We start from the raw sequence: 5,191 nt of genomic DNA, 5'->3' as shown, positions 1-5,191 counted from the left end.
AGTGCGATGCCCGCGCCGGGATTTTCCGATAAGACGTCCCTGTCTTATCGGAAAACGCCGCACGTCCTGTGCGGCGCCCTCCGAGTCTACGTGTGTTCTCGCTCGTTCGATGCCGCGCCGAGCAACGGCAAAGGCAAGGGCGGAAGGCGGAAGGCGGAAGGTGGAAGGTGGAAGGTGGAAGGTGGAAGGTGGAAGGTGGAAGGCAAAGAGTTGCACAAACAGATCGGGATACGCTGCCACGCCCCGAAACAAAAATCGCCGGCTTTCGCCGGCGATTTCGCAAGAACTCTAGCTGCCAGAGCAGATCAACCGATCACATCTGCTCCAACGTTACCGCCACCGCATGCACCACCGCACCGATCTTCAGCGAGCTCTGCACGCCCTGCGCGCTGACTTCGTGCTTGCGCACCACCTTCTCGTGCGAATCCATGCAGGCGCCGCAACCGTTGATCGCCGACACCGCCAGCGACGCCAGTTCGAAGGTCATCTTGTCGATGCCCGGGCTGGCCATGACGTTCATGCGCAGGCCGGCACGCAGCTGGCCGTATTCTTCGTTCTGGATCAGGTGGGTGGCGCGGTAGTAAATGTTGTTCATCGCCATCACCGCCGCGGCGGCCTTGGCGCCGTTGATTTCTTCCGGCGACAGCTTCTCGGCGGCGAAGGCTTCGATCGCGGCGGCCAGCGGCTTGTGGCGCGAGGCGATCGCCGAGGCCAGGGCGATGGCGCGGATCTGCTTGCCGTCCAGACCCGGCGAACCGGCGTCGCTGAGCACGCTGTCGAGGTTGAGCTTGAGGTCCTTGGCGTAATCGGGAAGCGAGTTGCGAAGATCGGAAAGGCTCATCGGAATACTCCTGGAATCGGCGGGGGATCGTCGCGTCGCGGCGGCGCAGGCGCACCGATCGCGAGGACCGGGCACGCGCCATCGCCTGGCGGGCATGCGCATCGCGCACGGCTGGCTGGGAAACGACACGAACGGGACGAAGCGGATAGGAACAGCCGGGGCGAACCCCGACTGTGGGCATCCCGCACGGGAGGGAGGGAGGACCGGCGAGGCCGGCCCGCATGCGGGACTACTTTGAAAACTGCGCTGGCGGCGGGCCGACAGCGCAGGCAGAACCAGAGGGGAGCCGGGTCACGGAATCCGGCTCCGCGGGGAATCACTCCCGGGTCGTGCGATCCGAACGGATCAGGCGACCTTGAGGGTGCTCTCGCCCTGGTTCCAGTTGCACGGGCACAGCTCGTCGGTCTGCAGGGCGTCCAGCACGCGCAGGACTTCCTGCGGGTTGCGGCCGACCGAACCGTCGGTGACGTAGACGAAACGGATGATGCCGTCCGGATCGACCAGGAAGGTGGCGCGCTGAGCGACGCCGTCTTCGGACAGGATGCCGAGCGCCGAGGTCAGGTCCTTCTTGATGTCGGCCAGCATGGGGAACGGCAGGTCGCGCAGGTCCTTGTGGTCCTTGCGCCATGCCAGGTGCACGAACTCGCTGTCGGTCGAGGCGGCCAGGACCTGGCAATCGCGGTCGAGGAACTGCTGGTTCAGGTCGCCGAAGCCCTTGATCTCGGTCGGGCAGACGAAGGTGAAGTCCTTCGGGTAGAAGAACACCAGCAGCCACTTGCCCTTGTAGGTGTCGTTGTCGATGTCGGCGAACGCGCTATCGAGGTTCTCGATACCGACGGTGGCCTTGACCTTGAATTTCGGGAACTTCTCGCCGATCGAAAGCATGCGGATGACTCCTTGAAGGGATGGGAGGGGTAAAGAGGGGTTGTTGCCGAAGGAACAACTTAGGGGTCGTATGTTGCACCCCAGCAATTGATTACTGAAATGAATTGTTCCTATTATGGCGATAGTCTATATCAATTGGCGACCATCGATGAACCTGCGTGATCTCAAATATCTGGTCGCCTTGGCCGATCACAAGCATTTTGGCCGGGCCGCCGCCGCGAGCTTCGTGAGCCAACCCACGCTTTCGACGCAGATCAAGAAGCTCGAAGAAGAACTGGGGGTGTCGCTGGTCGAACGCGCGCCGCGCCGGGTCATGCTGACCCCGGTCGGGCGCGACATCGCCGAACGCGCGCGCAAGGTCATCGCCGACGTCGAGCAGATGAGCGAGATCGCCCGCCGCAGCCAGGACCCGGAAGCCGGCACGGTGCGCCTGGGGCTGTTCCCGACCCTCGGCCCCTACCTACTGCCGCACGTGGTGCCGGGGCTGCGCAAACGCTTTCCGCGTCTTGAATTGCTGTTGGTCGAGGAGAAGACCGACCAGATCCTCGCCCGCCTGCGCGACGGCCGCCTCGACGCCGGCCTGTTAGCGCTGCCGATCCACGACGACCAACTGCATGTCGAACCCCTGTTCGACGAACCCTTCCTGCTGGCGGTGCCGCAGCAGCATCCGATGGCCGGGCGCGACACGCTCGAATTGCACGACCTCGACGATCAGCACTTGCTGCTGCTCGAAGAAGGCCACTGCCTGCGCGACCAGGCGCTCGATGTCTGCCGCCTGTCCGGCGCCGACGAGCGCGACGGCTTCCGCGCCACCAGCCTGGAGACCCTGCGGCAGATGGTCGCCGCAGGGGTAGGCATCACCTTGTTGCCGATGCTCGCAGTGCAGCCGCCGGTGCCGCAGTCGCCCGACATCCATCTGCTGCGTTTCAGCGGCGACCCGCCGCACCGGCAGATCGGCATGCTCTGGCGCCGCAGCTCGGCGATGTCGGATTTCCTGATGCAACTGGCCGAGGAACTGCGCAAGTTGCCGGCCTCGCTGTTGCAGCCGCCGCGCGGTAACGGCCACGGCGCGCGCAAGCCGACCCGGGAAGCACGATGAGCCCACGCGCCTGGGTCGTGTGTTGCCTGATCCTGAGCGCGATCGGCTGGTGGTACTCGCCGGTGTCGCCGCGTCCCCTGCACTTCCCGGAACCCGCCAACGGCGCGAGCGTCGATTGCCCGCTGCCGCCGCGCGTGGTCGACGGCGCCGAACCTTTGCAGACCGCGGTGCCGGCCACGCTGCGGCCGTTCCAGCTCGAACCGGGCGCAGTGACGCCGCTGGCCGGCTTCAGCATCGACGGTCGGGTGCTGTCGCGGCGCGACTACCGCATGGGACGCGAGGCCGAGTTCTCGCCGACCGACCTGGCCATCGGCTGGGGCCGCATGCGCGAAGACACGGTTCTCTCGCAACTCGACATCACCCAGGAAGTGCGGTTCCTGACCTATCGCTACTTCGGCAAGCCGCCGATTCCGGTCGACGAGATGCAACGCTCGGTCGGCAATCTGCACATCATTCCGGCCAACGCCGAAGTCGCCCGCGCGCTCAAGCGCGTGCGCAAGGACCAGCGCGTGCGCGTCGATGGCTGGCTGGTACGGGTCGAGACCGACGAAGGCATGCGTTGGGACAGCTCGATGAGCCGCACCGACAGCGGCAAGGGCGCCTGCGAATTGGTCTACGCCTGTTCGATCCAGGCGTACTGAACGCGGTAACGGCGGTCACAGTCGCGAGAACGCAGGCGAACATCGTCGAGCCCACAAGCGACGACTGCGCCATGATGCTCCTCCCACCGCAGCAGGAGCGCGACATGAGCAAGACCATCGTGGCGATGATGATCGACCAACCCGCGGACTGGGAGTACGGCCCCATCCTCGCCGCGGCGCGAGCCTTCTTCGGCCTGCAGACCGCCATCGCCGCCATCGAAGCCACCCCGCTGACCTCGATGGGCGGGGTGACCCTGCAACCGCAACACCGTTTGTCCGAACTGGATCCGCTCGCCGCCGACCTGTGGGTGTTGCCGGGCAGTCCGCTGTGGGAACAGGCGCCCGCGCCCGCGCCGATCCTGGCCGCGATCAAGGCCCGCGTCGCCGCCGGCCGGCCGGTCGCTGGCATCTGCGGCGCAACCCGCGCGTTGGCGCAGGCCGGACTGCTCGACGATCGCGCGCACACCAGCAACGAGCCGGGCTATCTCGACGATGTGCCGGGATACGGTGGCAAGGCGTCGTACCGCGACGGCAGCTGCATCAGCGACGGCCTGGTCGTCAGCGCATCGGGTTCCGCGCCGATCTCTTTCGCGCAGGCCTGCCTGCGAATCCTGGTGCCGGAACAGGAAGATGCCATCCGCCAATACCGCGCCATGTTCGCGCGCGAGTTCGCTTGAGTCCGGTACGCAGCTCGAACGCCCAACATCGCCGTTGCAGATGATCGTATAACCAGAGCGCTCGCGTTGCTGGCCAGGCACGAACGGATCAACGAAAAACGGCGCACCGATGTGCGCCGTTCCTCGGGTCGGTTGGATTGGCCTGCTCAGACCACGCCGATCGGGCAACTCACCCCGGTGCCGCCGAGACCGCAATAGCCCATCGGGTTCTTCGACAGATACTGCTGGTGCTCGTTCTCGGCGTAATAGAAGGTCGGCGCCGGCTGCGCGATCTCGGTGGTGATCTCGCCGAACCCGGCTCCGCGCAACTTCGCCTGGAAGGCATCGCGGCTGGCCAATGCGGCCTGGTACTGGCTGTCGGTCTCGCAGTACAAGGCCGAGCGGTACTGAGTGCCCTCGTCATTGCCCTGGCGCATGCCCTGGGTCGGGTCGTGGCTCTCCCAGAACACCTTGAGCAAATCGTCGAACCCGATCAGCTTGGGGTCGTACACCACCAACACCGCCTCGGTGTGCCCGGTCTGCCCGCTGCAGACCTCGCGATAACTCGGATTCGGGGTGTAACCACCCGAGTACCCGACCGCGGTCGTGAACACCCCCGGCAGCGACCAGAACTTGCGTTCGGCGCCCCAGAAACAGCCCATGCCGAACTGGACCCGCGCCAGCCCTTCGAAATCGTCTCGCAACGGCCGCCCCAGGACATGATGGACATTGTCCAGCGGCAGCGGCGCACCGCGCCCGGGCAACGCATCTTCACGTTGCGGCATGCGCTGTTTGAACGCGCCCACGCCAGGAATGGAGGAACCGGCCATCGTCTTGTCTCCGTTTGCGTCGAAGGACGCCCTGTCGATGAGATGCGGCACGGTGGGCAGGATTCAAGCGCCCAGCGCATGGCGCAAATCGGCGCCCCTGGCCCTGACGCCTCGGCTCTGGCCAGGTGCCTGCCCTGCCCCTGCCCCTGCCCCTGCCCCTGCCGTTGCCGTTGCCGTTGCCGTTGCCGTTGCCGTTGCCGTTGCCGTTGCCGTTGCCGAGATTTTGATCTGCTTTGCCG

Annotated in this window: 6 protein-coding genes; 3 read left to right on the top strand and 3 right to left on the bottom strand. The window is 65.8% G+C overall.

What is annotated here, in order from left to right; genetic code table 11:
• Window positions 1-313 precede the first annotated feature (313 nt).
• Entirely contained in the window at window positions 314-841 is a 528-nt protein-coding gene (locus ACTJJK_RS22940; RefSeq protein WP_031374201.1) for a carboxymuconolactone decarboxylase family protein, read from the bottom strand.
• 345 nt (window positions 842-1,186) lie between these two features.
• Window positions 1,187-1,726 (bottom strand): peroxiredoxin, encoded by a 540-nt coding sequence (locus ACTJJK_RS22935; protein ID WP_031374202.1) that lies wholly within the window; start codon window positions 1,724-1,726, stop codon window positions 1,187-1,189.
• Window positions 1,727-1,874: 148 nt separating this feature from the next.
• Here ACTJJK_RS22935 and ACTJJK_RS22930 point away from each other — a divergent pair, with 148 nt between their 5' ends.
• From ACTJJK_RS22930 to ACTJJK_RS22920, 3 genes are all read left to right on the top strand, one after another.
• The gene (locus ACTJJK_RS22930) at window positions 1,875-2,825 is read left to right on the top strand and encodes a LysR substrate-binding domain-containing protein (protein ID WP_051885437.1); all 951 of its coding nucleotides are present in this window, start codon (window positions 1,875-1,877) and stop codon (window positions 2,823-2,825) included.
• Window positions 2,822-3,466, top strand: coding sequence for a hypothetical protein (locus ACTJJK_RS22925; protein ID WP_223620305.1), 645 nt, complete (start codon window positions 2,822-2,824; stop codon window positions 3,464-3,466). The genes ACTJJK_RS22930 and ACTJJK_RS22925 overlap by 4 nt, the downstream gene beginning before the upstream one ends.
• A 104-nt stretch (window positions 3,467-3,570) precedes the next feature.
• Window positions 3,571-4,143, top strand: a complete 573-nt coding sequence (locus tag ACTJJK_RS22920) for a DJ-1/PfpI family protein (protein WP_440731342.1) — start codon at window positions 3,571-3,573, stop codon at window positions 4,141-4,143.
• Window positions 4,144-4,289: 146 nt separating this feature from the next.
• On the opposite strand, the gene msrA is transcribed toward ACTJJK_RS22920, so the two are convergent.
• Window positions 4,290-4,937, bottom strand: a complete 648-nt coding sequence (gene msrA, locus ACTJJK_RS22915) for a peptide-methionine (S)-S-oxide reductase MsrA (RefSeq protein ID WP_440731343.1) — start codon at window positions 4,935-4,937, stop codon at window positions 4,290-4,292.
• Window positions 4,938-5,191 lie beyond the last annotated feature (254 nt).

It is taken from the genome of Lysobacter sp. 22409 (assembly GCF_052045105.1).
In the GTDB taxonomy this organism is placed as follows: Bacteria; Pseudomonadota; Gammaproteobacteria; order Xanthomonadales; family Xanthomonadaceae; genus Lysobacter; species Lysobacter antibioticus_B.
This window is presented reverse-complemented; position numbering and strand designations above follow the sequence as displayed.

Bases quoted from the DNA above. Each gene is read 5' to 3' on its own strand.
- ACTJJK_RS22940 (WP_031374201.1), bottom strand. From the start codon at position 841: ATGAGCCTTTCCGATCTTCGCAACTCGCTTCCCGATTACGCCAAGGAC.
- ACTJJK_RS22935 (WP_031374202.1), bottom strand. From the start codon at position 1,726: ATGCTTTCGATCGGCGAGAAGTTCCCGAAATTCAAGGTCAAGGCCACC.
- ACTJJK_RS22930 (WP_051885437.1), top strand. From the start codon at position 1,875: ATGAACCTGCGTGATCTCAAATATCTGGTCGCCTTGGCCGATCACAAG.
- ACTJJK_RS22925 (WP_223620305.1), top strand. From the start codon at position 2,822: ATGAGCCCACGCGCCTGGGTCGTGTGTTGCCTGATCCTGAGCGCGATC.
- ACTJJK_RS22920 (WP_440731342.1), top strand. From the start codon at position 3,571: ATGAGCAAGACCATCGTGGCGATGATGATCGACCAACCCGCGGACTGG.